This window comes from Streptomyces nodosus (assembly GCF_008704995.1).
GTDB lineage: Bacteria > Actinomycetota > Actinomycetes > Streptomycetales > Streptomycetaceae > Streptomyces > Streptomyces nodosus.
Genome location: NZ_CP023747.1, coordinates 7,335,342 through 7,361,196 on the forward strand (window position 1 = coordinate 7,335,342; position 25,855 = coordinate 7,361,196).

The following is a 25,855-nucleotide window of genomic DNA, read 5'->3' on the forward strand; positions in this document are numbered from 1 at the left end:
CGTCCGCCGCCTTCGGCCCGTTCCCGGTCCCACCGGTGTCGTGCGGCCGTTACGGCTTGATGCCCACTCCGGTCCACAGGCTGACCTCGGCGTCGGTCGGCGCCTTGGCCGAGCCGGAGGCGCCCTGACCCGCGTCGGGGCGCCAGCGGTGGCCGACGGTGACCCCGGGGTCGAGCAGTTCGAGTCCGTCGAAGAAGCGGGCGACATCGTCCCGGGGGCGGAACTGTACGGGCGTCCCGGCACCGGTGTAGATGGCGGTGACCTTCTCCCAGGTCCCCGGGTCGAAGTCGGGTGTGCAGTGGCTCAGCGCCAGAGCGCTGCCCGAGGGCAGGAAGTCCAGCAGCCGGCGCACGATGCCGTACGGGTCCTGGGCGTCGGTGACGAAGTGCATCAGGGCGTTCAGGGACAGCGCCACCGGCCGGCTCAGGTCCAGGACCTCCGCCAGTTCGGGCGCCTCCAGCAGAGTCCGGGGCGCGTTGACGTCGGCCTCGATATAGGTGGTGCGGCCCTGGGGCGTACTGCGCATCAGCCGCTCGGCGTACTTGAGTACCAGAGGATCGTTGTCGGCGTAGACCACCCGGGCCTCGGGAACCACCGACTGGGCCACCTGGTGCAGGTTCGGCTCGGTGGGGATACCGGTGCCGATGTCCAGCCACTGACGGATGCCGTGCTCCCGGGCGAGGACCCGGGTGGCACGGTGCATGAAGGCGCGGTTCTCACGGGCGCACACAAAGATGCCGGGATAGGCGTCCGCGACCGTCTCGGCCGCCTGCTTGTCGACCTCGAAGTGGTCCTTGCCGCCCAGGTAGTAGTCGTACATGCGGGCCGAGTGCGGCCTGCTGGTGTCGATGTCCCGGGCGGCGTTTGAGTTGCTCATCATCTCCCTTTCGGTGGTGTACATCGGTCGTGGGGGGGGGCAGGCTGCGGCCTGGACCGACCCGAATCCCCGGCCCCGGAGGCTCAGCCGGCCGCCAGATGGTCGGCGAGGCCCATCTTGACCCCCGCGACGAACGCGGCGATCTCCTCCGGCGTATAGATCAGCGCGGGACCCGCGGGATCGGTCGACTGCCGCACCGCCACCCGGCCGTCCGCCAGTTGCTTGGTCTCCACGCACTGGCCCCCGTTGGGGCCGCTCCACGGACACTCCCAGCCCTGATCGCCCAGGTCCGCCGCGGGCATACCGTTGTAGACAAGGCCGTCGAGGATGCTCATGAGTACTCCTTGCGCATGCGGTGCAAGAGTGCCTTGCTGTCCATGGACGAGGTCAGCAGGGACATGCGGTTGTGCGCCTCCAGATGCGCGGCGACGTCGGAGCGCTGGTCCAGATACATGGAGGCGGAGAGGATCTCGCTGTACACGATGTCCGGCAGCTCCGGCTCCTCGAACCGGAAGTAGGTGAACGGCGCGCAGGCACCCAGATGGGCCCCCGCCGTGAACGGGACGATGTCGAGGCTGACATGGGCCAGCTCCGATACCTCCAGGAGCCGGTCGATCTGCTCCCGCATCACCTTTGGGCCGCCCACCACCCGGTGCAGGACGGCCTCCTCCATCACCACCCACAGCGTGGGCGCGTCCGGTGCCTCCAGCAGACTCTGCCGCCGCAGCCGCAGATTCACCCGGCGCTCCAGGCCGGGGTCGTCCTCGTTCGGGAAGCCCCCGCGCAGCACGGCGCGTGCGTAGGCAGGGGTCTGCAGCAGCCCTGTGACATAGTGCGGCTCGTACGTCCGCAGGGTCTTCGCGCCCGACTCCAGGCTCACATAGGCGGTGAACCAGTTGGGCAGCACATCGCGGTACGCATGCCACCAGCCCGGTTCATTGGCCTGCTCCGCCATGGCCACGAACTCGTCGATCTCCTGACGGCCGGCCCCGTAGGTCTCCAGCAGCTTCTCCACATAGAGAGGCTTGAGTCCGACCTCCGCCTTCTCCAGGCGGCGGACGGTCAGCGACTTCACCCGTAAGGCCTTGGCGGCGTCCTCCAGCGACACCCCGGCGCCCTGCCGCATCTCCTGCAGCCGCCTGCCGAGGATCATGCGCAGAACCGTGGGTGCACTGGTGCCGGAACCCGAACGAGTCTCGCTCACGCCCTACCTCCTGAGGGACCGTCAACACAACGAGTTTGACAGCGACTTGGTGAAGTTGCCAGACGCGCACCGTCATTCTGAAATTATCAGGGAGCGCGGTTGCAGCGTGAACTCGACTGTGAGCATAGTTACTTGTGTGAGCGACCCCACCGCCGGTGCGAAGACGCCGACGCCAACTCTCCAGGAAAACAAGGGAGTTGATGCGTCCTGGCGTTCGAATTGCAGGCCACGCCAGAAGGTCTCACTCAGACCGGTCCGGTGCTCACCTTCCCAGTCTGCCGCCCCATGGAAGGCGAACGCCGTGTCCCCCCACACGACTTCCTCCCCCCACCTCCTGGACCGCGCGGTCACCCACCGGGCCCACCGGCTGGAGCTTCCCGCGCACCGGTCCAGTGCCCGGGTGGCCCGACGTTCCGTGAACGCGTGGCTGACCGCATGGCGACTGCCCGCCGAGGTCATCTCCGACGCCGTCCTCCTGGTCTCGGAACTGGTCACCAACGCCGTGATCCATACGCTCAGCGCGCACATCCTGTGCGGTGTCCAGCGGATCGCGGATGCCGGCATCCGGCTGGAGGTGCACGATCAGGACGTCCGGGGACGGGACCTGCCGCGGAGTCTGCCGGGGGCCGAGGACGAATGCGGCCGGGGCCTGGTGCTGGTGCGGGAGATCGCGGACTCCTGGGGGGTCGACCGGTCGACGGTCACCGGGGGGAACGCCGTATGGGCGACCCTGACCTGCCCAGCCCTGCCCGCTCCGGGCAGGGGGGTCCGGAGCGGGATCCCTTCCCGCCGATGAGCCGCCGAGAGTGGGTGAGGGGCCCACCGGTGCCGTACCGGCGGCCCCTCGGTCCCCGGCTCTCCGGATGCCCCGGTGGGGCGTCGGCGCTCAGTGGGCGGCGTGCCGGCGCGAGCGTCGGGACCAGCGCATGCCGACCAGGACGAGGTCGGCCGCGAGGACCACGATGCCGATGATCAGGAGGTAGGCGAGCCCCTTCATCACCGCGCCGACAAGGCCCAGGACGATCGCCACGAGGATCAGAAAAAGGAAAAGAGCCATGGACGGACATCTCCTCCGGCCGGTGCGGCGGTGTGCGAGCGTTTCGCCCCGATCGGTGAGCCGGTCGGACCCCGGCGGGTCGCCGATCGGGTGGCCCACCGGCGGGTGAGCGGACGCCGCGCTCCGCGCCCGGACAGGAATGGGCTGTGACTGCACGTCTTCTTGTCGACTTTACTCCGCCCGACCTTGCCTGGCGCTTTTGACCTGGTCTTTTCGGCGGCGAAACCTCTGGAATCGCCGCCGTGGGACGGGTTTGGGGCGGCCCCGGCCGGGAACTCGCTGTCCGAATGTATGGGACAACGATCCACCCGGCCGGAGCACGCCCTCCGCGAGTTCCCCGCTGTCCGCCTCATCGACTGTTCGCACTCCGAGCGGTCACCGCCACGGCCGCCGTCGGGAGGACATCATGATCATCCTAGGGGTCGTCCTGCTGATCGTGGGGCTCATCGCGCATATCGCCGTCCTGTGGACCATCGGGGTCGTCCTGGTCGTCGTAGGAGCGGTCCTGTTTCTCCTCGGCTCCATGGGGCGCGCGGTCTTCGGGCGGCGCCATTACTGGTGAGGCGGCCTCAGTCCTCCAGACGCACCGGCATCAGGACCGAGAACGTGTCCTCGTCGTCCGGGCGGCGGATCGCGACGGGGGCCGTCGGGGCGCCGAGTTCCAGGATCAGCCGGTCCCGGCCACCGGCGGCCAACGCCTGGAGCAGAAACGCACGGTCGACGCCGACGCGGTTCTGGTCCTGGTCACCGCCCTCGCGGTCCTCGCGGACGCCCACCGTGCCGTCGTCCTTCACCGAGAGCACGCTCACATCGCCGGACGTCCCACCCTTCTCCGGCGCCTCGACCCTGCGGACGGGCCCGGTCTCCAGCTCGTTCCGGAGGGCGGGCACATCGACGGCTGCCCGGCGGCCCGCGGGCAGTCGGAGGAGCCGGCGATAGTCGGGGAAGTCGTGGTCCAGGCACGGGCCGGCCACCTGACGGTCCCCGGCCTCCAATGTCATCCGGTCGCCGTCCACGGCGAGCCGGACCGGTCCCTCGCCGGTGAGCAGGGCCCGCATCGCATCCACGAGCGGGGCGGGCACCAGGGCCTGGACACGGGATCCCTCGTGCCCGGTCGCGACCGCTCGGGCCACCGCCATCCGATAGCGGTCGGTGGCCACGACGTGCAGTGCCTCGCCCTCGATGTCGAACAGGACACCGCCGAGCATGGGCAGTTCGGGGTCCTCGGTGACCGCGAACCGCACCGCGTCCAACGCGGCGGCCAGCGCGGACGCGGGGACGGACAGCCCGAGGGCGGGGGTGCGAAGCGATGTCATGGGGTTCTTCTCCCTCAAGTCGAGTAGGGCTCGGAGCGTGGAGACCTCACGGCGGGCGTCGGACAACCCCCGTTCGAGACGGCGCAGATGCGCCTGAAGCAGCGTGCGCACCAGATCCGTGTCGGTGCCGGACCAGCCGGCCAGCACCAGCCGGATGTCCGCCAACGGCATGGCGGCCCGCCGCAACCGGGCCAACAGCCGTGCCTCGTCGAGCTGTTCGGGCTCGTACCAGCGGTAGCCGCTCACCGGATCCACCCAGGCGGGGATCAGGACCCCGGCACGGTCGTAGAACCGGAGCGCACTCACGCCCAGTCCGCTGTCCCGGGCCATCTCCCCGATACTGCGCATCTCGCTCTCCACATCAGGAACTCTGGGCCCTCGACCATGTCGAGGGTCAACCACGCGACGGCGACCCGCGGGCGCTCGGCAGGGACCGGCCCGGCCGCGGTCCCCGTGGCAGGCGCCTTCCACAGCTGTGACGATGGATGTCGAGTCCTCCAGACGTGACGGCGGCCGGGGAGGTCCATATGTCGATCGATCGCTTGGGGCTGGTGGTGCACGGAGGCCGCCCGGAAGCGGTGTCCGGAGCCCGGATCGTGCGCGACTGGTGCACGCGGCACGGCATCGGCTGTGTCGACATCGATGTGTGGCAGGGCCAGGGCAGCCGTCTCAGCGCCCATGAGGAGGCGCGATCCGCGGGCAACCCCGACCTCATCGTGACCCTCGGCGGCGACGGCACCTTTCTGCGCGGTGCACGCATCGCGGCGCACAGCGACAGCCGGGTCCTCGGCGTCGACGTGGGCAGAGTCGGCTTTCTGACCGAGACCCCGGTCGCCGAGGTGGAGCGGGCGCTGGACGCCGTACAGGCGGGGAAGTCCGCCTGCGAGGAACGCATGGTGCTGATGATGCGGGCCTCCAAGCTGCTGGAGATACCCACCCATATGGAGGAGGTGCTGTGCTACGGGCGCGGGCCGGCGCTCCCGCGGCCCGAGCAGCGGGCCCCGTCGCAGGGGGCGGGGGAGGACTCCTGGGGGCTCGCCCTGGACGTCACCGCGCTCAACGACGTCGTGGTGGAGAAGCTGGCCCGGGACCACCAGGTCAGTGTGGGTGTCTATATCGCCGGCCGGCTGCTGGCCTCCTACTCGGCCGACGGAGTCATCGTGGCCACGCCGACCGGCTCGACCGCCTACAGTTTCGCGGCCGGGGGACCGGTGCTCTCGCCCCGGATGCGCGCTCTGGTCTTCACCCCCGTGGCCCCGCACATGGCCTTCAACCGCACGGTGATCGCCGCCGCGGACGAGCCGGTCGCGCTGTGTGTGCTGCCCCATTCCGGGCGCGCCGTGGTCAGCGTCGACGGGCAGCCGCGCGGGATCCTCGATCCCGGGGACTGGATCGGGGTGGCCGCGTCACCCCGCCCGCTGCGCCTGGTCAGGCTCGCCCCCGCCAATTTCTACGGCCGGCTGCGGGACCGTATGAGGCTCACGGACGCCCCCGCGACGGCACTGGACGGCGAGGCCTCACCGATGTTCCGGCCCGCGAGCCCGTTCCCCGACGACATGGGCCACCTCCAGCTGCCCCCGCCGTCCCCCTGACGGCACGGCCCGGCCCGGGGAATGCCCCGGGCCCCGGTCTCGTTGCGGAGACGTGCGTTTCGCACGGCGCTACGGCCGTACGGGCCCGGCCCGCGGCTGACCGCTGTCCGGCACCCGACCGGAAGGACCAAGGGAGTTCGGTATGCACGGCGAGTACAAGGTTCCCGGCGGCAAGCTGGTGGTGGTCGATCTGGACGACCGCGACGGCGTGCTGCGCGACGTCCGGGTCGCCGGGGACTTCTTCCTCGAACCCGATGAGGCACTGCTCGCCGTCGACCGGGCCCTGGAGGGCGCCGGCGTGGACACGGATGCCGCCGAGCTCGCCCGGCGCATCGAGGCGGGGCTTCCCGAGGGCACCGTCATGTACGGCATCACCCCGGAAGGCGTCGCCGTCGCCGTGCGCCGCGCCCTCGCCCGGGCGACGGACTGGTCCGACTACGACTGGCAGCTCATCCATGAACAGCCCCAGTCGCCCGCCCTCCATATGGCGCTCGACGAGGTCATCACCACTGAGGTCGCCGCGGGGCACCGGCCGCCCACCCTCCGTGTCTGGGAGTGGGGAGGCCCGGCGGTCGTCATCGGGAGCTTCCAGTCGCTGCGGAACGAGGTCGACACGGAGGCCGCCCGGCACCACGGGATGACCGTGGTGCGCCGCATCTCCGGCGGCGGGGCCATGTTCGTGGAACCCGGCAACACCATCACCTACTCGCTCTCCGTGCCTGCCTCCCTGGTGTCCGGGCTGTCGTTCGCCGACTCCTACGCCTACCTCGACGACTGGGTCCTGGAGGCCCTCGACGACATGGGGATCAAGGCCTGGTACCAGCCCCTCAACGACATCGCCACCGATGCCGGCAAGATCGCGGGGGCCGCGCAGAAGCGCATGGTCGGCCCGGACGGCGGTCCGGGCGCGGTCCTTCACCATGTGACCATGTCCTACGACATCGACGCCGACAAGATGGTCCAGGTGCTGCGCATCGGCCAGGAGAAGCTGTCCGACAAGGGCACCCGCAGCGCCGGAAAGCGCGTCGACCCGCTGAGGCGGCAGACCGGCCTCTCCCGTGAGGCCGTCATCGACCGTATGATCCGCTCGTTCCGTGCGCGCCACGGCCTGACCGCCGGCGGTCTCACCGGTCAGGAGCGCGAGCGCGCCGAGGAGCTGGCGGCGGCCAAGTTCTCCTCCCCGGAATGGACCGCCCGCGTTCCCTGAGCCCCGGCACCGGGCAAAGGGGGGCTCGTACGGGCGTGACCGGCGCGGGGCCGGGTACGTTGCCCATGCCATGGACGACTACCGCCACATCGAACTCGACGGCATCGCGTTCGTACCCGCCGAGCGCACGACCGAGCGGCTGGCCCTGCTGAGCCGGGACGAGGCGCACGATCTGCTGCGGCTGCTGTCGACGATCGCCGAGGAAGGCGGCCCGATGTCCGTCGAGGCGGGGCGGCTGGCGCGGGAGATCGCGGCCCGCATCCCCTCGGAGAACTGACCTCCACACCCCTCGGGGCGGACGGCCACCGGCGCTCCCCGGCACCGCACATCACCCCATGACCACGCGGGGTCTCAGCGGTAGCGGGCGGCCACCTCGGCCAGCCGGTCGAGTTCCTCCAGCGTCTCGCCCTCCGGCACCGTCGGCAGAGAGAACAGCACTCGCTCCACGCCCAGGGCGAGATAGCCCTCGACCTGCCCTTGGTCGCCGGGGACCCCGTACACCGTCACCGGCACATCCCGCCCGGCGAGGGAGCGCAGCCGCTCGATCTGCGGACCGAGCTGCTCCGGCGGCACTCCGTTGGCCAGCCATGCGTCGCCGTACCGCACCACCCGCGCAAAGGCGCCCTCGCCTCCGCCGACATAGATCGGAGGGTGGGGGCGCTGGACCGGCTTGGGCCAGGAGTAGACGGGGTCGAAATCCACGAAGTCGCCGTGGAACTCGGCCTTCTCCGTGGTCCACAGCTGGGTGATGGCGCCCAGCCGCTCGTCGGTGAGCCGCCCACGGGTCGACGGATCGGTGCCGTGGTTGCGCATCTCCTCACGGTTCCAGCCGATGCCGACCCCGAGGATCGCCCGGCCCCCCGAGAGCAGATCGAGCGTGGCCACCTCCTTGGCCGTCATCAAGGGGTCCCGCTCCGGGATCAGCGCGATCCCGGTGGCCAGCAGCAGCCGCTCGGTCACCACACCGATCGCGCTCAGGGCGACGAAGGGGTCGAGGGTGCGGTAGTAGATCTCCGGCAGCTCACCTCCGCCCGGGTAGGGGGACTCGCGGTCGACCGGGATGTGCGAGTGCTCGGCGATGAACAGAGAGTCGAAGGCCCGCGCCTCCAGCGCCTTGCCGAGCGGGACCGGGCGGATGCCCTGATCGGTGATGAAGGTCGAGATTCCGAATTTCACGGCGACTCCGTCGGACCTGGGGCGGGGCCGGGGACGCTCAGCTCCACAGGGGGTAGCTCACCGTCCGCCCGGACCCCTCCGGGCTGTCGTGGGTGTAGATCAGGTTCATCACGGTGTACTGCCGCAGCGGGGAATGCCCCTTCCAGGGCCTGGGGTTGTCGAGCCGCACGACGACCGGGTAGTCGTGGAACCTGCCGGCCGCGCAGTACGGCTTGCAGTCGTTGACCGTGTTTATCCCCGTGGCCACCGCAGACTCCGGGCCCCAGACGGACCAGTGGAGCGAGGAGAGGCGGCTGTTCCCGTCGCCGCAAGCGAGCATGAAGTCGGTGGGGTGTTCCTGCGGCTGCCAGGTGCAGTCGACCAGCACGGGGCGCTGTGCCGTCGAGGGAGGCGACGCCGCCGGTGCGGCGGAGGCAGTTGCCATGACTGCCGCGAACGCCGCGGCCGCACAGAGCGTGACCGCCGATTTCATAGTGTGTCCCTGCATATCCGCTCCCGACCACTTGTCGCCCGATCCGGGCGCACCGGCCCGATATCTGTCACGACGCTACGACTGTGCCGGAGGATGCACCAGTCATATGGAGCAAAGTCATTGGTGCGGAGGAACTTCTTGTACGGCGGAGCACATTCTGTAGAGAGCGACGCCGCGAGACGGCCGGGGTGATGCCCGGCCCTCTCGCGTGCGGGGTGTCGGCACGGCTCCTCGGCCCCTCAGGGCCTGCGCGGCGGAGCGGGACACCCGGGGAGGGCGTTCGGGGCGGTCGCGAGGCCGGAGCGGTCAGCCGGTGGTGTCCATGCGCTGCTGGGCGGCGGCCATCGATCCCGCCCATACCGCCGAGGCCGCCGCCCGCAGTCCGCTGCCCGTCGGGTGCGGGCCGATCGGGCCGCCCGCCGACGGACGGTCGTCCGGCCAGCGCTGATCGTGTCCTTGGTCGGTCAGATACCGCGCCGGGGTGGGGATGTTCTCGGCCGTCGCCTCGACCAGGGCCTGGGCGAGTTGTTCGAGGGTGCTCTCCAGCGCCCTCAGCAGCTTCTCGTCCCGCTGGCGCAGCGAGGCCATCAGTTCCATGCCCCGCTCGTCGTCGGCGAGCGCGGCGACGCTCTCCCCGACCCGGCAGGCCGCCAGCGCCTGGGCGGCGATCGCGTACTCGCCCTGGATGTTTCTCAACAGCCGCCGCTCGGTGACCGGGTGCCGGGCGTGCAGAACGCCCTCCGCGATCACCGTGCCGACCTCCAGGGGGATGCGCGCCGCGCGGACGGCGGCCGAAGTGATCGTGCGGACGATCGCGGTGGCGTCGCCCAGCAGCCGGCGGGGACGGACGGCGCGTACATGGTTGTCGATGCGGCCCATGTACTCCTCGATGTCGGCGAGATGGCGCTCCAGCGTCCGACGGTGCGGGCCGGTGGGGGTGACGGTCAGGTCCGCCCGGAATTTGTCGATGACTGCGGCGTGGGCCGCCCGGGCGTCTTCCAGGGCAGGTATAAGCGCGTGCGTCGTCACTGTCATTGCCGTACTTCCTTGGTCTGGCGTTCTGGGACGCGGGATGGGAGGTGTGCCCGCGGGATCGGATGACCGGCCCGGCTGGCCCCGGGACCAGGGTGTGCGAACCGGTTGAAGATCGCCCGGCGGTTTGCACGCCTCGGCGGCGGCCGAGACACGTTTCCGGCGGCGATCACCGCCCTGCCCGCATATCCGCCCGGCTGAGCCGTCCGGGTGGCCGGTACCCCCGGGGGATACGGGCACCGGTCGCCGAGGCATCCAGGGGAAGCGCCGTGCCGCGGTCGTCGCGGGGAAGGCGAGGGAGGGGTCCACGCGCGGCGACGCCGAACTCCCCGAGCCGGCCGGAAGAACGCTGCGCGGTCAGGCGGCCAGGGGCGTCCCGGGCACCTTTCGGCGGATCGGCGGCGTCGGAGGGAGTCGGTCGCAGCGGCGGGGGACCGGTCGTACCGGGCACGGAGGCCGGAGGGCCCCTTGAGGGACCGCGACGCACCTGACGCGGGCGCATCAGCCGACAGGGCGGACAGGGAGGCGGGACGCGGAGGGCCGGGCGGGCCGGAGCACCGCGTCGCCGGATCACGGACCGAAGATTCGCCGGGGCCGACGGTCCGTGCGGATCCGGGCGGTCGCACCGGTCGCACCGGAGCCGCACCGCGCGGGCCGACGGCCTCCGCCGCACCGAACGCGCGGCCGGCGGGGCGGAAGGAGCCTGTGGTCGGCCGGGCGCCGGACCGAGCACCAGGCCGGTCGGCCGGGTGGCGGGTGTGGGGACGAGCACCGCAGCGGCCCGCTGGGAGCCTTTCGGCGCGTCACTTCGCCCGCCGGGCGGTCGGGTTGATGCGCTGCCGGCCTCACGGGCGCCGGGACGGGCGCGTCGGCACATCGTCGTCCCCCGTACGCCACAAGGGCGTCGGAACGGTCGGCAGCCGGGCGGGCGTTCCGCCGGGACGCGTTGTCAGTGGTCCCCACTATGTTCAGCCGTGTCCCGCCGATCCGGCGTGGAAACCCCCTGCCTGCAAAGGAGATCGTGCGTTGTCGCACTGGGAGAAGTCGAGCGTCGCACGGGTGACACCACCCGCGCGGCCGCGCAAGCTCGCGAAGGTTCCGTTCGTCGAGCTGGCCGACGGACGGCTGCAGGGTGTGGTGTCCAGTGGCTCCGACATCGAGCGGGTCTATGTCTCGTCGGTCGCCGCCGGCACCTATGCCTTCGCGTGCAGCACCAACAACAACCGGCCCTGCGGGGGTGCGCGGGGCACGTTCTGCAATCACATCCGGGCGCTGATCGGCGAGGCCGTGCTGCAGTACGGCGCCGAGCGTGTCGCCCGTGGTCTCCGGGTCGAGACCGGGGGAGTGCCGAGCGCGGACGGCATCGTCACCGAGATGGCCCTCACCCGGCCGGCCAAGGCGGACGGCCAGGCCGCCGCAGCCGTCTTCAGCCGGTTCCTGCGCCATCTGGCCTACCTCCAACTCGCCCCGACGACCGCGCCCCTGCCGGAGATGCAGTGGTTCCCGCCGACCAGGGCGGCGGCGTGATGCGCACCGATCCGCTCCTCGAACCCCCGGCCGGACTCGACGAGGCGCTGACGGCCGTCGACGCCTTCGACCAGGTCCTCGCCGACGGCCTGCTGCGCCCCCGTCCGGACCGGGCCGCCGAACTGACCGGGTTCGCCGACGCCCTGACGGGCACCCCGTTGGCCTCCCGGGTCGCCGAGGCGGCGGAGAAGGCCGCGGCCGGAGCCGCGGACGAGGACCACCTCCTCGCCCTCGCGGCCGCCCGCACCGCCCTGCTGGGCTCCGTCCACGACGCGCTCATGGCCCGCGTCGACGAGGCGACCGGCCGGACCCCCGGCGCATCCACGGCACCGCAGGCCACGGCAGGGGAAGCCGTGAATCTGCAGGCCGCAGCCCGCTCCTGGCTCTGCGATCTCGCCCGCGCGGGATGGCAGGGCATCGACCACGACCTGGTCTCGGGAGCGGCCCAGATCGTCTCCTCGATGCTCCCGCAGCCGGCGCTGCGTCGCCTCGCCACCCTGCTCGACGGCTTCTCCGCCGAACTGGCGGCCTCCTGCCCCGGCGCCTCCCTGGAGCGTGTCCCCGGGCGTCGCTGGGGAGATCTGTGGTCCAGAGCGATGCTGCTGACCCTGCCGGGCGCCGCCGAGCCGGCGATGACCGGCGCCGCCACCGGCCGGCTGCTGCCCCTCGGCGTCGATGTGCAGGAACATGCGACCGCCGTACAGGCCCAGGTCCACGCGGTGTTCGAGCCCGCCGACGGCGCCGCGCCCCTCCTGGTGCGCGCCGGGGTCTCGGTGCCCAAACCCGACACCGTCGTCGGGGCGGGCGTCTGGCAACTGCTGCGCCCGCACATGTCGCTGCTGACGGTCGTCGGCGAAGGACGGTCGATGGACATCACCGACATGCCCCTCACCGCCGAGGGCGATCTCGTCTGGAGCGACGAACACGCACGCCCGAGCGAGCCCGCCGACGCCTTCACCACCGCCCGCGTCGCCCTGCCCACCGCGAGCGCCCCGCCGACCGCACCGCTGGACCGGCACCCCGCGCGCATCGCGGTGCCCGTCTTCGTGGAGGGCTACACCGTCCAGAAGGACGACTCCACGGTCGGCTTCACCGTCGCCGGCCACTCCATCGCCGTCGACACGGACCGCGTTCCGGCCGCAGGACCGCTCACCCCCGAGGGCGTCGCGGCGTCCAGTGCCTGCATCGGCCTGCTGCGCTGGGACGCCGGGGTGTTCACCGTCCAGCCCCTCGCCGTGGAGACGACCGTACGGAAGAAGCGCGTCACCATCCAGGCCGGTGCCTGGGCCGGAGGCACGACCGACAAGGCCGGTGCCAGGGCCGAGAAGGCCGCCACCGACGCCATGAAGGTGCTGGGCGAGCGCGCCGGAAGGCTGCTGCGGAAATGACCGATCACACCACCGCTCACCCCACCGGGCACACCGTCGAAGGGAACCCCGAGGCGGATCCGGAGGTGAACCGCCGCCAGGTGCTGTACTGGCGACTGCTCGCCCGCCTCTTCGATCAGGAGGAGCAGACGACGCTCGAGTCCGCGAGTCTCGCCGTCGTCGAGGACATCGGTCTGCCGCCCGCGCTGCTGGACCCGGACACCGCCATCGACTCCCTGGTACAACGCCACCCCGAGCTGGCCGCCGAGTTCGACGGCCTGATGGTTCCCGAGGCCGAGCCCGGTACCGGCGCGGACGAGGACGGCGCACGCGATCGCGCCGCCGAAGTCAGGCGCGCCGCACTGGTGTCGAAGGTGCTGCTCAATGTGTTCGCCTCCGGCTCCGGCACGGTCACCGCCGGGCAACTGGCCCGCTGGCAGTCCGACGCCGGCTGGCTGGAGCGCGCGCTCGGCTGCGCACCCGGTGAGTTGCGCGGCGGCCGCCCCGGTGCGAGGGCCGGCGGAGTGAGCCCCACCGGCACGGGAGGCCGCGGCCCGACCCCCGACCTCAGCCGCCTCATCCCGGCGATCGGGCCCGAACTCGGAGCCATCGAGGCCGACCTCGTCCGCCGGATGCGGCTGCGCGAGGTGCTCGCCGACCCCGGGCTCGCCGCCCGGCTCACCCCGAGCATGTCACTGATCGAGCAACTGCTGCGCGACAAGAACAACCTGTCGGGTGTCGCCCTGGCCAACGCCAAGGCCCTGATACGCCGCTTCGTCGACGAGGTCGCCGATGTGCTGCGCACACAGGTCGAGAAGGCGTCCGTGGGCGCGATCGACCGCTCGGTGCCGCCCAAGCGGGTCTTCCGCAATCTGGACCTCGACCGCACGATCTGGAAGAACCTCACCAACTGGAGCCCGGAGGAGGAGCGGCTGTATGTGGACCGCCTCTACTACCGCCACACCGCTCGCAGGACGACACCCCAGCGGCTGATCGTGGTCGTGGACCAGTCGGGCTCGATGGTCGACTCCATGGTCAACTGCACGATCCTGGCGTCGATCTTCGCCGGGCTGCCGAAGGTGGACGTGCATCTGGTCGCCTACGACACCCAGGCCCTCGACCTCACCCCCTGGGTGCACGACCCCTTCGAGACCCTGCTGCGGACCGACCTCGGCGGCGGCACCGACGGCACGGTCGCCATGGCCCTGGCCCAGCCGAAGATCGCCGAACCGCGGAACACCGTGGTGGTCTGGATCTCCGACTTCTATGAATGGCGCGCCGAGCCGCTGTTCGAGAGCATGGCGGCCATCCATCGCTCCGGGGCCAGATTCATCCCCGTCGGTTCGGTCACCAGCTCCGGCCGCGGCAGCGTCAACCCATGGTTCCGGGAGCGCTTCAAGGACCTCGGAACGCCGGTGATCTCCGGCCATATCCGCAAGCTGGTCCATGAGCTCAAGACGTTTCTGACCTAGGGACGCGGCTTCAGGCACCCCATGCCGAAGCCGGTCACTCGCTTCGTGCCGGGGCGTCCCTCTCTGCTCCACACCCCCTTCTGCTCCCTCGCTGAGCTTCGTGCTCCCTCATTTACCTGGAAAGGCCCGATATGTCCGACCTGTTGCGCGCCCCCGCCGAGATCAAGTACGCCGAGGAGCTGGACTGGCTGGAGTCCGTCGACGACGGCCCCAAGCCCTTCTCCTGGCGTCTGTCCCCGAAGATGGTCCGACTGTTCATCCTGGGCTCCGAGCGTGCCGACGGGATCGACCGGGAGATCTCCCAGAAGTGGTTCGGTGACCGCAGCTTCGTCGAGCGCTCCATCGTGACCCTCGCCTCCGACCGTGGACTGCTGCTCATAGGGGACCCCGGCACCGGCAAGAGCTGGCTGGCCGAGCTGCTGTCCGCCGCGATCTCCCGCAACTCCACGCTTGTGGTGCAGGGCACGGCCGGCACCACCGAGGACCACATCAAATACTCCTGGAACGTGTCGATGGTGATCGCCAAGGGCCAGTCGCGGGAGTCGATGATCCCTTCCCCGATCATGACCGCGATGGAGCAGGGCTCGATCGGCCGCTTCGAGGAACTCACCCGTTCCACCAGTGACGTCCAGGACGCGCTGATCTCGATCCTCTCGGAGAAGTACATCTCCGTCCCGGAACTGGACAGCGACAACATCGTGTTCGCCAAGCCCGGGTTCTCCGTCATCGCCACCGCCAACAGCCGTGACCGGGGCGTCAACGATCTGTCCTCGGCACTCAAGCGCCGCTTCAACTTCGTACGCATCCCGGTGGTGACCAACAAGAAGAGCGAGGCGGAGATCGTCCGCTTCCGCACCGAGGAACTGCTGCGCCGCCACCGGATCGAACTGGACGTACCGCCGACACTGCTGGATGTGCTGCTGCAGAGCTTCGCCGATCTGCGCGCCTCCGCCGCCGCGGCCGGCAGCGACGACGAGAGGCTGGAGTCCGCGCTGTCCACCGCCGAGCAGATCGGCGTGCTGGAGGACGCGATCCTGCACAGCAACTTCTTTGGCGCGCGCACCCTGACCGCCCGGACACTCGCCTCCTCGCTCGTGGGCTCGCTGGCGCGCCGCGACCCCGAGGACCTGGCCATCCTCAACAAGTACCTGCACGGCGTCGTCGAGCCGCGCAGCAAGGAGGCCGGGGGATCCTGGCCGGAGTTCCTCGAGGGCGGCCGCGACGCGATCGCCACCCTGTCATGAGCGCCCCGCACGAGGAGACGTTCACCGCGCTGCGTACCCAGTTGCAGGAGGCCGCCGCGGCCTTCGCCGACGGGCCCGACGCGCTCGAAGGCATTCTGCTGGGCCTGGTCGACGACGTCGACCGCGCGGTGCGGGAACCACTGGAGATCTTCCCGGTCTGCCACCACTCGCCGGCCTCGGCGACCGCGATGGCGCGCCGGCTGCGGGAGAAGCAACCGAAGACCGTGTATCTGGAGCTGTGCGAGGACATGGCACCGCTCCTGTCCGAACTGCGCAACTGCAGACTCCCGGTGGCGGTGCAGGCGTTCGCGACCGATGTCGAGGGCTTCCCGGCCGACTGGTCGCCGCTGTCGGTGGTCGCACCGATCACCGAGGCGTCCGCCGAGTACCAGGCGATCGCCTACGCCCTGGACACGCCCGGCGTCGAGCTGGTCCTCGTCGACCGCTCCTCGGACCATGTCTTCCAGTGGGACGCGCGCGCGGAGGAGACCGCGGAGCCGGCGGATCCCGACGCACCGCCGGCCGAGGAGGAGGCCGCGCTGCACGGCGACGCCGTCGGCGTGGAGATCGGCGATCTGCGCCCGCGCTTCGCCGAGTTGGAGGAGCATCTGCTGCGGCACGGCCGGGTGCGCCACTGGTCGGAATGGTGGCACCAGTATGTCGAGCTGCCTCTCGGCGACAGCGGCCATGACAGCTACCGGCAGGTCATGTTCCTGATCGGCAGCCTGTTCCGGCGCCTGGCCCCCGGAGATGCGCGGCGGCTGCGGATCGACGAGGACCGGGAACGCCATATGTGGACCCGGATCCGTGAGCATCTGACCGCCACCGGGACCGATCCCGAGGACTGTCTCTATGTCTGCGGCGCCTTCCACGCGGTCAGCCACGTCGCGGAGTTCGGGGTCCATGGCGCGGACACCTTCGAGATCGGCCCGCGCACCGGGACCGTGTGGCAGCACGGCCTGATCCCGTCCAGCCATGCGGCGATCGAGGCGCAGTTCGGCCTGGCCGCCGGCTCGGTGTCGATCGCCGCGACGGTCTGGGCGAAGAACCTCAGACGCACCGGCGTCCGGCCGTACCGCCTGGCCGGGCAGGCCGGGGCCAAGAAGCCGCCGGGAACCAGGAAGCCCCCGGTCCCGGCCGTACCCGAGCCGGACGTCCCGCCCTCGGACGAGCTGTCCGGATTCCTTCAGCGGCCCCCCGTCCTCGACCGGCTGGACGAGGAGGAGCTGCTCGGCTGGTCCGTGGAGATCGTGCGCGCCGCGCGCCGCAACGGCTATCTCGCCTCCACCGCCGACGCCATCGCGGTGTTCGAGACGTCGATCCTGCTGGCCGGCATGCGTGACCGGGCCAGACCCACGCCGTACGACTTCCAGGACGCGGCCGTCACCTGCATCGAGAAGGACACCGTGCCCGGACGCCGGGACGTGCGCCGCCTGGTGGAGATCATGATGGGCGGCGACCGGATCGGCCAGGTCGGTTATGACGCACTGCCCCCGCTGGCCCGCGATGTGCACGACCGGCTGGCACCGCTCGGCCTCAAGCTGCAACAGCGGGGCGTGCAGCGCGCCTTGCTGGACATGTCCGGCCGACCGGAACTGGAGCGATGCTCCGATGTGCTGTGGATGCTGCGCCGTCTGATGCCGCAGGGCGCCGCCCGGCCGATCATGGGCGAGCGACGGCTCGGTGAGCGTCCGATCCAGGAGTCCTGGGACCTGGCACTCGGCACCCATCAGCGCGCGCTCATCGAACTGGGCTACGAAGGCGTCAGCATCGAGCAGGTTCTGGAGCAGCGCCTGCGGCGCACCGCGTACGGACCACGGGCGACGACGGCCGACGTCCTGGAGGCCGTCGAGGACGCGACCCTCTATCTGCGCAGCCGCCGCCTCGCCGATGAACTGGGCAACCGTGCCCTGGAGGTGCTGGGCGGCGAGCGCAGCGTCGACGGCGCACCCGAAGTGCTGCGCCGGGTACGCCGGCTGCTGACGTACTACCGGACCAGTGAGCCGGTGCTGCCGCAGTGGATCGAGTCCTTCACCAAGACCGGGTACGCGCACTACTGCACCCTGCTGCCGACGGCGTTCGCCGACGACGACGCGACCGTCCGCCAGGTCGCGGCGACGCTGGGCTTTCTGTTCGGCATGGAGAGCCTGGCGCTCTCCCTGGGCTGCGACCGGACCCAACTGGAGCTGGCGGTCGCGCAGTCGCACCCGGAGGAGCCCTCGAAGACGGCGCTGCTGTGGGCGGCGCAGGCACATCTGGGCCTGCTGTCCCGCGCGGAACTGCGGGCGCGCTGCGACGCGTTGCTGGACAGCCCCCTGGTGCTGCCCGCCTATCCGCGCTACCTCAGCGGATTCGTCCACGCGCTGGAGCCGGTGCCGTCACTGACCGACTTCGTCGTGGAAGCCGTCTCCCATGCCTTCGGACGGTTGCCGGACCCGGTGCTGCTGCCCTGGCTGCCGACCCTGATCGGCACCCTGCGTGCCGGCGGCGCCGATCTGGCTCCGCTGCTGATCCGTGAGGCCGGGCGGATCTTCCCGGGACGGCTCGCGGCGCTGGACGCCTGGGTGCCCCCGTGGCGAGCCCGGCCGGTGCCGGAGGCCGGGCATCCGGCGCGGCGCGGGGGCGGCCCCCGCGGCCTCGCGCTGCTGCACGCCCACCCGGACACCTGCGATGCGGTGGCGGGCCTGCTGGGCTGCGACGGCACATGGGAGCCGGAGGATACCGGCCCCGGGGGCGCCGCGCTGCTAGGCCGCCATCCGGACACCGCGGTGGCGCTGGAGCGGCTGCTCGCCGCCTCCTGAACGCCGCGGGCCCCGTCCCGTGCCCCTGGTCCGCCGTCGCGTGAGGCGGCGGATCAGGGTGTGCCGGTCCTCCCCGGGGCGCCGGCCTCGCTGTCCTCGTCCTTCTTCCAGGGACCGACGCCCAGTTTGCCCGTCGTACCGAGGTCGAGCTCCGGGACCACGGTCACCGGGGCGGCGCCGGTGTTCGCCCACACCCTGACATAGGGGGCGTTCACCGCCCCGTCGAAACCGGTGACCGTGTTGCGCCACACCAGAGTCGCATGAGCGCGCTCTCCGGGTTCGACGTCCACTGCCTCGGGCGTGCCGTCGGCCCCGGTGCCGGAGGCGATGGAAGCGCCGCCGCGCAGGATCGCCACCCCCTCGACGGGCTTGTGGTCCTCGTCCAGGAGCTGAAGCCGCGGATAGCCGTTGAGGTGGACGACGCCGGTGCCGCAGTTCTCCAGATGGAGCCCCACGACGCGCAGTCCCATCGCGGCATCGCCGTCATCGGCGTACACCCGCACCCCCGAGCGTGGGCAGGGGCCTTTGGAGGAGGGCGCCTCAGCGGCGGGGACGCTTCTGACCTGGAGGACTCTCACCTGCGCGCTGCCCGCGTCCGGGTGCAGTGCGGGCCAGATGACGGTGCGCCGCACCGTCTTCCCGGGCCCGACCGACGCGACCGTCCGCTCGACGTTCTCCAGCGCCCCTCCGGACTCCCCGAGGAAGGTGAAGATGATGGTGAAGGTGAAGGGCTCGCTCTGCCGGTTGGTCACCTCGAACCGGGTGCAGCCGCGGACCTTGTCGCCCATGTCGGTGATCCTCACCTCGCCGTCCCCGGAGGCCTCCGGGGCGTCGGGTGTGGCCATGGTGAGGGACGGTCGTGCCCCGCAGGCATCGGCGGGGGAGCCGGACACCCGGGTCCGCGCCGGGCCGTCGCCGCGTGCGTCGGCCGTCTGCGATCCGCACGCGGTGAGAAGCAACAGGCCCGCAAGGGCCGCGGGCAGGGTCAGGGGGGTTAAAGGGGCGCAGCGCATGCGCAGAGTCGATCAGTGAGGGACCGTGTGCTGCCGTGACGCGCGCCACATCTTTCGTCACAGGCGGGTCACAGGACGCCGGCAGCGGCTCCCCTCCCTGCTCGCCGTGGTCCGGGCGGCGGCCCGGGTTCCGGATCACGGGGCCGTCCGCGCGGTACCGAAAAGACGTTTCTTCGGTTCCGGCTCCTGATGCGCCAGCCACTGTGCGAGGGTGCGGGCGATCGGCTGACCGGTGTCCAGCTCCACGAATCCGAACTGGCCCGACTGGTTGCACTCGAGGAACCACCAGACCCCGTCGGCGTCCTCCACGAAGTCGAAGGCGCCGTAGGCCAGTTCGGTCCGGCGCAGATAGGCGTGCACCGCCGTGGCGATACGCGCGGGGACCTCGACCGCCTGCCAGGGGCCGATGGAAGGGGCGAAGCGGACATCGATGTCGGCGGCGTCCGGAGCGGCCGGTTTGCGGGCGGCCAGGAGCCGGTCGCCGACGGCGGTGAGGCGGATGTCGGCGCGCTTGGCGATCCGCCGTTGCAGCAGGGTCGGCCCGAACGCCACGGCGGTGAAGTCGGCGTCCGGAGGGATACGGCTGGTGGGCACCGCCCGGGGCGGATCCTGCGGGTGGGTGCCCGAGACGGGTTTGACCACCAGATCGGGGAAGCGCTCGGCGAAGTCCCGGGCGGCCTGGGGGAAGGTCGTGATCAGGGTGGCGGGGACCGGCAGGCCGCTGAGCTGGGCGACATGGAGCTGCCAGGGCTTCCGGCGGGCCCGGCGGGCCGCGTCGGGGCGGTTCATCCAGCGGGCACCGGTGGCGTGCAGCATCCCGTACAGGGCCTGTGAGGCCTCCTCGGTGAGCCAGGCGGAGGACTCGTCGGCCCGTGCGGCCGGCACCCCGGGCCTGCGCACCCAGACGGACCGCAGCCCGCTCGTGCTCACCAGGCGGCCGGCCGCGGACAGATGCCCGCGGAAGGCGCCGTGCACATACTCGCCCGAAAGGGCGACCTTGCCGGGAAGGTCCGCGGGATCGAGCCGGACCACCGGGACACCGGCTCCGTCCAGCTCGGCCACCACCATGTCCGCGGTCACATCCTGTTCACAGGTGAGGATCAGCACGGTCATCGTCAGCGGCCAGTCCTCAGTCGTCGAAGTGCGTCTTCGAGCCCGCTGTGGAGGTCGTGGCACCCCATTCGCGCAACACGGCGTAGTCGCGGGCCGCGATCCGTCCGTCAGGGAGCACGTTCAACTGCCTTCTGGAGTCATAGCTGTAGGGGGCGCTGACCTCCGACTCCTCGGCCTGGCGAGCATAGTTGAGTGCGAACGGGCGCATCGTCTCTCCTTGTTCGGTGCTTCCTCAAGCAAGTGGATGGTCACGCTCCGGCGTTACCACCGCCTGCAGGGCCGCTGTGCTTCCAGGGAGTTATACGAATCGAACTCGTGAATGGTTGCCTCACGTTGCGTGACCGTGAGGGGGTTCGGGGGTTCTGTGCCCGTACGGCACCCCGGGTGGCTCCTCCGTTCCCTCGCGCTCCACAGGAAGAGACGTGCGATCCGGCCCCGCGGATCCGATCACCGCTCGGCATCCGGAAGGAGCCCACCGCATTCAGACAGCCCGCTTCTGAATGCGTTCGGATTCCTGTATTGGACCTTCTGGCCGAGGAGAGTCAGGCTGGAGGCCGGGCCGACGCCGTCGAGGGACACCCCTTCGGGCCGGCCGGGCACCGTTTCCGTGCGAAAGCCGAAAGAGGTCACGAGCACATGCACACTCGCCGCATCGGTGACGTCGAGGTCAGCGCGATCGGCCTGGGCGGTATGCCCATGTCGATCGAGGGGCGGCCCGAGGAGGAACGCTCCCTCTCCACCATCCACGCGGCCCTCGACGCGGGCGTGACGCTGATCGACACCGCTGACGCCTACCACCTGCACGCCGACGAGGTCGGCCACAACGAGATCCTGATCGCCAAGGCGCTCGCCTCCCACGAGCGCGGCGCGGAGGTCCTGGTCGCCACCAAGGGCGGTCATCTGCGCCCCGGCGACGGCAGCTGGACGCTGGACGGCTCCCCCGAGCACATCAGGGCGGCCTGCGAAGCCTCCCTGCGCCGCCTGGGCGTGGAGGCCATCGGGCTCTACCAGTTCCACCGCCCCGACCCCGCCGTCCCCTACGCGGAGTCCGTCGGCGCGGTGCGGGACCTCCTCGACGAGGGCAAGATCCGTATGGCAGGCATCTCCAACGCCGACCCGGAGCAGATCCGCCAGGCCGGGGAGATCCTCGGCGGCCGGCTGGTCTCGGTCCAGAACCAGTTCTCGCCGGCCTTCCGCTCCAGCGAGCCGGAGCTCCGGCTCTGTGACGAGCTGGGCATCGCCTTCCTGCCCTGGAGCCCGCTGGGCGGCATCTCCCGGGCGGGTGAGCTGGGCTCCACCTACGCCCCGTTCGCGAGGATCGCCGAGGCCCACGGGGTCAGCCCGCAGCAGGTCTGCCTGGCCTGGATGCTCGCCAAGTCCCCGGTGGTCGTCCCGATCCCCGGCTCCAGCCGGCCGGAGACCATCCGCGACTCGGCGGCCGCCGCGGAACTGGAGCTCACCGCCGAGGAGTTCGCCGAGCTGGACGCCCTCTGACCCGGCCGCCGGCCGGGACCCGGCACCCCGGGACCCGGCCGCCCGATCCCGTCCGGCCACCCTGACCTGGCCGGACGGTCGCGTGACCGCCGTTCGGGCGACTCGGCCCCCGGGCTCCCAGGAGCCCGGGGGTCACTGCTTCTTGCTCAGCCACTCCGCCAGTACGGCGGCCTGGCTGTGGTCCACGTCCTTGGTGGCGGTCAGCAGCGTGAGCCGGTCATGAGCGGCGAGTTCCCGCAGATGACCGGCCGCCTCCCGGTGCCCCGCGTCGCGCAGCTCGGCGAGATAGCGCCGGCGGAACTCGGCGAACCGGTCCGGCTCATGGCCGTACCAGCGGCGCAGCGCGGTGGACGGGGCGACATCCCGCAGCCACTCGTCCAGATGCGCCTCCTCCTTGCGCATCCCCCGTGGCCAGACCCGGTCGACGAGCACCCGCCTGCCGTCCCGCGGTGAGCTCTCGTCGTAGACCCTGCGACAGATGATCTGCGCGCCCATGACACGGCCCTCCGGATTCCTCGGCCGCCCCGGCGCGGAGCCGGTGGACGGCTGCCTTTCGCCCGTGTGCCGGGCGAGTCCTCGGGTCCCTCCAGTCTATCGGGGATCGCCCTCGGCATCCGGTCGGCCGCGGGACCCGGCCGGCGGCACCGGGCCTCATGCTCCCGCCGATCAACCCTGATCACCGCGCTCGCCGCCGCGCCGCGTGGACGTCATGGAGATGACGGCCCAGCAGGGAGCCTCCGAACACCACGAAACCCACCCCGATGAGCCAGGACTGCACGATGAGGACGGTGCCCACGGTGCCGTAGGTGACGGCGTTGTCCACGATGAGCGGGGAGAACACCTGATAGGAGAACCAGCGCAGACCGACCAGCCCCAGCATGGTGGCCACCGCACCCGGCAGCAGCGCCGACCAGGGCACCCTGCTCCCGAGCAGGAAGTGCTGGCCCCACCAGAAGAACAGCACCCCGAACAGGATGGTCAGCAGGATGCGGACGACGGACTGGACCGTCCCGCTCCCCAGCACGGTGCCGCTCTGCACCTCGGCGAAGAGATAGGCGGTCAGCGCCGCCAGCCATACGGTACGGCGCCATACGGTGTGCCAGCGGCCCGCCGGCAGATGCCAGATCTTCTCGTACCCCGTCTGCACGCTGGAGGCGAAGGTGAGGCCGAAGAGGGCCAGGGCGAGCACGCTGAAGGCGCTGGTGGCGCTGAGGGTCGTGCGGGGTGTGGCGAACAGGCGGTCCACAGCTTCGGCGGGACGTCCCGAGAGGCTCATGCCGTCGGTCACCCAGGTGTCGAAGCCCCGGTGCGGGAAAGGGGCGGCCGCCGCGACGACGATCAGCAGCGGCGCGAGGGTGACCAGGGCCAGCGCGGCGAATCCCATGGAGCGGTGCAGCAGTTCCAGTTCGCTGCCGTGCTGCCAGAGCCGTCCGGCGGCCGAGTCGTACCAGCGGGACCGCAGTCCGCGGTGCTGGGGTCGTTCGTCCCGGGGCGGGCCTGAGGAACCCGTCATGGGTCCCCCGGTTCCCGTACCGCCGGCGAGTGAAACCTCCCCGCCGCCCGTGTCACCCGGCCGGTCCCGGCTCGTCCGCGGGGCGGGACACCGCACCGGAAGAACGGTCACTTCATCATATGAAAGTGATCAAAAGTCCGGTCCTCTTCGGCATTTGACAGCTCCCTCGACCAGTCTCGGAACAACCCGGCTGCTCGCCCCACCCAGTACATAGGGTCCCTGTCACCGCCCGGTCGGAAGACGCCCGGGCCCCGCCGTGACCAGGAGGAGACACGGGTATGGCCAATGTGGAGATCTCTCTGAAGGAGACGATGACCTCGATCGAGGGCGCGCTGGGGGCCGCTCTGGTCGACTACACCAGCGGCATGGCGCTGGGCACCCTGGGGGGAGGCAAGGACCTCGATCTCACCGTCGCCTCGGCGGGCAACACGGACGTCATCCGGGCCAAGACCCGGACCATGGAGCACCTCGGTCTCACGGGTGAGATCGAGGACATGCTGATCACGCTCGGCAGCCAGTACCACATCCTCCGGCCGCTCAAGAGCCGCAGCGGCAACGGACTGTTCCTCTATCTCGTCCTCGACCGGGGCAAGTCCAACCTGGCCATGGCCCGCCACCAGCTCAAGCGCATCGAGGCCGAACTCGAGGTGTAGACAGCCGCGTTCCCCGTGCTTTCGCACACCCACGACTTGAAGAGTTCTTCATCTGGACACATCCAGATCAGGGCAATCCCGTGGGTGTGCGGAGCCGGAGCCGCCAGGATCGGTCCGCGACAGCACACGCGGCGGCAGGTGCCGGGCGTCGCGACGGGGCGAACGTCGCCTGCCGCGGCACCAGGTGGGGGCCGCCGCGCCCGGAACACAGCCCGTCAGACATGGCAGGGAGCGAGCGATTCACCATGCAGGTCCCCCTTTACCAGGCCAAGGCAGAGTTCTTCCGGATGCTCGGGCACCCGGTGCGCATCCGGGTCCTGGAGCTGTTGCAGAGCGGCCCCGTCCCGGTACGCGATCTGCTCGGCGAGATCGAGATCGAACCGTCCAGCCTCTCGCAGCAGTTGGCGGTGCTGCGCCGGTCCGGGATCGTGGTGTCCATCCGGGAGGGCTCCACAGTCAGCTATGCGCTCGCCGGTGGCGATGTCGCGGACCTGCTGCGGGCGGCCCGCCGGATCCTGACCGAACTGCTCGCCGGACAGACCGAGTTGCTGGCCGAACTGCGCCAGGCCGACCGTCAGCCGGCCCTGACCCCGGCCGACCCGGGCCGTTCCTAGCGCCTGTCGCGGCACCAGCAGGGGACGGTGAAAATCCTTTGCCGGAGGACCGAAGGGTCGGCTAGGTTCGCCCAGCCGCCGGCGTGTCAGGGACCGGCGCCGTCGACGAGGAGGTGTGGAGCACATGCGTAGGAGTGCCCGGCAGCTGAGCCCGCGTACCGACCTTTGCCACCTCCTCACGACGGAGACACCTTGTCGCTTCGCATCACCCCGCTGACCGACCCCTCTCGCGGGCCGTACCACCGACGTCTCGCCTGGCTGGCGTCGGACGCCGATTCAGTCCCCGTCGGGACGGCCTTTCTGCGTCTGTTCACCGATCCCGGACAGGGTCACCTGGCCGAACTGGCCCTCCATGTCCATCCCGTGGAGCGACGCAAGAAGGCCGGCACCCGGCTCCTCGACGCCGCCGTGGCCGCCGCCCGGGACGACGCCCGACGCTGTGTCGTGGCGCAGGCCGAGGCCGGGTCGCCCGGCGACCACTTCCTTGCGGCCCGCCGTTTCCGCAAGGTCCTCACCCTGAGGTTCGCCCGCTTGTCACTGGCCGACGTGGACACCGCCGCCCTCGCCGGGATCGTCGAGCGTCCGCATCCCGGCTACCGGCTGGCGTCATGGCAGGGCACCGTCCCCGACGACCTCGCCCGGACCTTCGCCGCCGCCCGCCGCGCCATGGACGACATGCCCATGGACGACACCGACCACACCACCGTGACCTGGGACGTGGACCGGGTCCGGGCCGCGGCGAAGGCCATCGCCGAGCGCGGCGACCAGTTGCACACCGTCGTCGCCGTCGACACCTCCGACGGCTCGATCGCCGGGTTCACCGAACTCGTCGTCCCCGGCAACGGCACGGGTGATGCCCAGCACTACGGCACCGGTGTGCTGCCCGAGCACCGCGGACACGGCCTCGGCCGATGGATGAAGGCCGAGTCGATCCGGCAGACCCACGGGCGCTGTCCTGACCTCGGCGGCCTCCTGACCGACACCGCCGACAGCAACACCTATATGAGACACATCAACGACAGCCTCGGCTACACACCCACGCACACGGCACACCGGCACCGGCTCGACCTGTAGAGCCGAACGGACGGATGTGCCGGGCGGCAGAACGGCT

The 25,855-nt window shown here is 71.0% G+C and carries 27 protein-coding genes; 14 read left to right on the top strand and 13 right to left on the bottom strand.

From position 1 onward, the window contains the following. Positions 1-49 precede the first annotated feature (49 nt). The 3 genes from CP978_RS32645 to CP978_RS32655 form a co-directional block, all read right to left on the bottom strand. On the bottom strand, positions 50-877 hold the full coding sequence (locus CP978_RS32645) for an SAM-dependent methyltransferase (protein ID WP_043450119.1): 828 nt from the start codon (positions 875-877) through the stop codon (positions 50-52). 83 nt (positions 878-960) lie between these two features. Beyond that, complete coding sequence (locus CP978_RS32650; protein ID WP_043447022.1) at positions 961-1,212, bottom strand: DUF397 domain-containing protein; 252 nt, start codon at positions 1,210-1,212, stop codon at positions 961-963. Further along, the gene (locus CP978_RS32655; protein WP_043447024.1) at positions 1,209-2,081 is read right to left on the bottom strand and encodes a helix-turn-helix domain-containing protein; all 873 of its coding nucleotides are present in this window, start codon (positions 2,079-2,081) and stop codon (positions 1,209-1,211) included. The genes CP978_RS32650 and CP978_RS32655 overlap by 4 nt, the downstream gene beginning before the upstream one ends. Positions 2,082-2,382: 301 nt before the next feature. Here CP978_RS32655 and CP978_RS35970 point away from each other — a divergent pair, with 301 nt between their 5' ends. Further along, positions 2,383-2,877 carry an ATP-binding protein gene (locus tag CP978_RS35970; RefSeq protein ID WP_227745574.1) on the top strand — a complete coding sequence of 165 codons (495 nt, stop codon included), beginning with the start codon at positions 2,383-2,385 and terminating at the stop codon, positions 2,875-2,877. 90 nt (positions 2,878-2,967) lie between these two features. Here the strand turns inward: CP978_RS35970 and CP978_RS35110 are convergent, their stop codons facing one another. Beyond that, the gene (locus tag CP978_RS35110; protein ID WP_167748021.1) at positions 2,968-3,138 is read right to left on the bottom strand and encodes a hypothetical protein; all 171 of its coding nucleotides are present in this window, start codon (positions 3,136-3,138) and stop codon (positions 2,968-2,970) included. Between the two features lie 406 nt (positions 3,139-3,544). Between CP978_RS35110 and CP978_RS35115 the strand changes: the two genes are divergently transcribed. Then, positions 3,545-3,700 carry a DUF6131 family protein gene (locus tag CP978_RS35115; RefSeq protein WP_167748022.1) on the top strand — a complete coding sequence of 52 codons (156 nt, stop codon included), beginning with the start codon at positions 3,545-3,547 and terminating at the stop codon, positions 3,698-3,700. A gap of 7 nt (positions 3,701-3,707) precedes the next feature. Here CP978_RS35115 and CP978_RS32665 read toward each other — a convergent pair whose 3' ends face one another. Then, a complete protein-coding gene (locus CP978_RS32665; RefSeq protein ID WP_043447026.1) occupies positions 3,708-4,802 on the bottom strand; it encodes a DNA polymerase III subunit beta family protein in 1,095 nt (364 codons plus the stop codon). Between the two features lie 179 nt (positions 4,803-4,981). On the opposite strand from CP978_RS32665, the gene CP978_RS32670 reads away from it, so the two are divergent. The 3 genes from CP978_RS32670 to CP978_RS32680 all read left to right on the top strand — a co-directional run bounded on the left by CP978_RS32670 (position 4,982) and on the right by CP978_RS32680 (position 7,530). Beyond that, complete coding sequence (locus tag CP978_RS32670) at positions 4,982-6,046, top strand: NAD(+)/NADH kinase (RefSeq protein ID WP_043447028.1); 1,065 nt, start codon at positions 4,982-4,984, stop codon at positions 6,044-6,046. 142 nt (positions 6,047-6,188) lie between these two features. Beyond that, on the top strand, positions 6,189-7,253 hold the full coding sequence (gene lplAB, locus CP978_RS32675) for a lipoate-protein ligase LplAB (RefSeq protein WP_043447032.1): 1,065 nt from the start codon (positions 6,189-6,191) through the stop codon (positions 7,251-7,253). Between the two features lie 70 nt (positions 7,254-7,323). Continuing rightward, on the top strand, positions 7,324-7,530 hold the full coding sequence (locus CP978_RS32680) for a DUF6417 family protein (protein ID WP_043447034.1): 207 nt from the start codon (positions 7,324-7,326) through the stop codon (positions 7,528-7,530). Positions 7,531-7,604: 74 nt separating this feature from the next. Here the strand turns inward: CP978_RS32680 and CP978_RS32685 are convergent, their stop codons facing one another. The 3 genes from CP978_RS32685 to CP978_RS32695 all read right to left on the bottom strand — a co-directional run bounded on the left by CP978_RS32685 (position 7,605) and on the right by CP978_RS32695 (position 9,936). Beyond that, entirely contained in the window at positions 7,605-8,429 is an 825-nt protein-coding gene (locus CP978_RS32685) for an LLM class F420-dependent oxidoreductase (protein ID WP_043447036.1), read from the bottom strand. A gap of 37 nt (positions 8,430-8,466) precedes the next feature. After that, positions 8,467-8,853: a hypothetical protein gene (locus tag CP978_RS32690; protein ID WP_311775058.1), complete on the bottom strand. Its 387-nt coding sequence runs from the start codon at positions 8,851-8,853 to the stop codon at positions 8,467-8,469. Positions 8,854-9,207: 354 nt separating this feature from the next. Then, on the bottom strand, positions 9,208-9,936 hold the full coding sequence (locus CP978_RS32695; protein WP_043447041.1) for a hypothetical protein: 729 nt from the start codon (positions 9,934-9,936) through the stop codon (positions 9,208-9,210). Between the two features lie 1,023 nt (positions 9,937-10,959). Between CP978_RS32695 and CP978_RS32700 the strand changes: the two genes are divergently transcribed. The 5 genes from CP978_RS32700 (at position 10,960) to CP978_RS32720 (ending at position 18,344) form a co-directional block, all read left to right on the top strand. Continuing rightward, positions 10,960-11,460 (top strand): hypothetical protein, encoded by a 501-nt coding sequence (locus tag CP978_RS32700; protein WP_043447044.1) that lies wholly within the window; start codon positions 10,960-10,962, stop codon positions 11,458-11,460. Then, on the top strand, positions 11,430-12,848 hold the full coding sequence (locus CP978_RS32705; protein WP_043447046.1) for a hypothetical protein: 1,419 nt from the start codon (positions 11,430-11,432) through the stop codon (positions 12,846-12,848). The genes CP978_RS32700 and CP978_RS32705 overlap by 31 nt, the downstream gene beginning before the upstream one ends. After that, on the top strand, positions 12,845-14,299 hold the full coding sequence (locus tag CP978_RS32710) for a vWA domain-containing protein (protein ID WP_043447049.1): 1,455 nt from the start codon (positions 12,845-12,847) through the stop codon (positions 14,297-14,299). Before CP978_RS32705 ends, CP978_RS32710 begins: the two co-directional genes overlap by 4 nt. Positions 14,300-14,430: 131 nt before the next feature. After that, positions 14,431-15,543 carry an ATP-binding protein gene (locus tag CP978_RS32715; protein WP_043447053.1) on the top strand — a complete coding sequence of 371 codons (1,113 nt, stop codon included), beginning with the start codon at positions 14,431-14,433 and terminating at the stop codon, positions 15,541-15,543. Next, on the top strand, positions 15,540-18,344 hold the full coding sequence (locus CP978_RS32720; RefSeq protein ID WP_150478351.1) for a DUF5682 family protein: 2,805 nt from the start codon (positions 15,540-15,542) through the stop codon (positions 18,342-18,344). The genes CP978_RS32715 and CP978_RS32720 overlap by 4 nt, the downstream gene beginning before the upstream one ends. A 53-nt stretch (positions 18,345-18,397) precedes the next feature. Here CP978_RS32720 and CP978_RS32725 read toward each other — a convergent pair whose 3' ends face one another. From CP978_RS32725 to tgmA, 3 genes are all read right to left on the bottom strand, one after another. Further along, the gene (locus CP978_RS32725) at positions 18,398-19,189 is read right to left on the bottom strand and encodes a DUF4232 domain-containing protein (protein ID WP_376697984.1); all 792 of its coding nucleotides are present in this window, start codon (positions 19,187-19,189) and stop codon (positions 18,398-18,400) included. A gap of 303 nt (positions 19,190-19,492) precedes the next feature. Then, positions 19,493-20,470, bottom strand: a complete 978-nt coding sequence (tgmB, locus tag CP978_RS32730) for an ATP-grasp ribosomal peptide maturase (protein WP_043447061.1) — start codon at positions 20,468-20,470, stop codon at positions 19,493-19,495. Positions 20,471-20,486: 16 nt separating this feature from the next. After that, positions 20,487-20,678: a putative ATP-grasp-modified RiPP gene (gene tgmA, locus CP978_RS32735; protein WP_043447063.1), complete on the bottom strand. Its 192-nt coding sequence runs from the start codon at positions 20,676-20,678 to the stop codon at positions 20,487-20,489. Between the two features lie 428 nt (positions 20,679-21,106). On the opposite strand from tgmA, the gene CP978_RS32740 reads away from it, so the two are divergent. Continuing rightward, the gene (locus CP978_RS32740) at positions 21,107-21,964 is read left to right on the top strand and encodes an aldo/keto reductase (RefSeq protein ID WP_043447065.1); all 858 of its coding nucleotides are present in this window, start codon (positions 21,107-21,109) and stop codon (positions 21,962-21,964) included. 132 nt (positions 21,965-22,096) lie between these two features. Here CP978_RS32740 and CP978_RS32745 read toward each other — a convergent pair whose 3' ends face one another. Further along, positions 22,097-22,459, bottom strand: a complete 363-nt coding sequence (locus CP978_RS32745; RefSeq protein WP_043447067.1) for a DUF488 domain-containing protein — start codon at positions 22,457-22,459, stop codon at positions 22,097-22,099. Positions 22,460-22,640: 181 nt separating this feature from the next. Further along, positions 22,641-23,477 carry a YhjD/YihY/BrkB family envelope integrity protein gene (locus CP978_RS32750; protein WP_052454432.1) on the bottom strand — a complete coding sequence of 279 codons (837 nt, stop codon included), beginning with the start codon at positions 23,475-23,477 and terminating at the stop codon, positions 22,641-22,643. Positions 23,478-23,755: 278 nt separating this feature from the next. Here CP978_RS32750 and CP978_RS32755 point away from each other — a divergent pair, with 278 nt between their 5' ends. The 3 genes from CP978_RS32755 to CP978_RS32765 all read left to right on the top strand — a co-directional run bounded on the left by CP978_RS32755 (position 23,756) and on the right by CP978_RS32765 (position 25,818). Next, complete coding sequence (locus tag CP978_RS32755) at positions 23,756-24,130, top strand: roadblock/LC7 domain-containing protein (protein ID WP_043447070.1); 375 nt, start codon at positions 23,756-23,758, stop codon at positions 24,128-24,130. 245 nt (positions 24,131-24,375) lie between these two features. Continuing rightward, positions 24,376-24,744, top strand: coding sequence for an ArsR/SmtB family transcription factor (locus CP978_RS32760; protein WP_043447073.1), 369 nt, complete (start codon positions 24,376-24,378; stop codon positions 24,742-24,744). Between the two features lie 192 nt (positions 24,745-24,936). Further along, positions 24,937-25,818: a GNAT family N-acetyltransferase gene (locus CP978_RS32765; protein WP_043447076.1), complete on the top strand. Its 882-nt coding sequence runs from the start codon at positions 24,937-24,939 to the stop codon at positions 25,816-25,818. Positions 25,819-25,855: the final 37 nt, after the last annotated feature.